General features: G+C 69.5%; 1 protein-coding gene and 1 pseudogene. One reads left to right on the top strand and one right to left on the bottom strand.

The features are described from left to right. Window positions 1–51 precede the first annotated feature (51 nt). Window positions 52–174, top strand: a pseudogene (locus AC1DYG_RS19920) (DedA family protein); the annotation flags it as partial. 49 nt (window positions 175–223) lie between these two features. Here AC1DYG_RS19920 and AC1DYG_RS19915 read toward each other — a convergent pair. Further along, window positions 224–429 (bottom strand): hypothetical protein (locus AC1DYG_RS19915; RefSeq protein ID WP_477641576.1); only part of this gene is annotated, 206 nt, incomplete at its 5' end.

Genomic DNA, 429 nt, shown 5'->3' with positions numbered 1-429 from the left:
GTCGGTGACAGCGTCGGATACGAGATCGGCAGGCATCTCGGTCCGCGGCTGTTGGACGGGCCGGCCATCGCCCGGCGTCGCGCCCGTAACGACACTGCCCGAGATCTTCTGGCACGTTGCGGTGGCTCGGCGGTGTTCTTCGGCCGCTTTGTTGCGTTCACGCGAGCCGCGGTGCCCTTGCTGGCCGGCATTTCGCGCATGCCCTACCGCCGCTTCCTGGCCTTCAACGCACTCCGGCGGCCTCGTCTGGGGCGTCGGCTTCGTTGTGCTCGGCTTCGTCGCGGGGAATTCGTATGCCGCCGTCGCCGATGCCGTCGGCCGTACTACGGCGGTTGTGGTCGGGGTCATCCTGCTGGGCATCGTCCTGGTCTGGCGGTCGAGGGGCCGCCGCCTCCGGCGGACCGGCGCCTGATCCGGTGACTACATCGG

It is taken from the genome of Pedococcus sp. P1_H8, assembly GCF_056405175.1.
The sequence above is the reverse complement of the archived record's forward strand: the minus strand, read 5'-3'. Positions and strand labels throughout refer to the sequence as shown.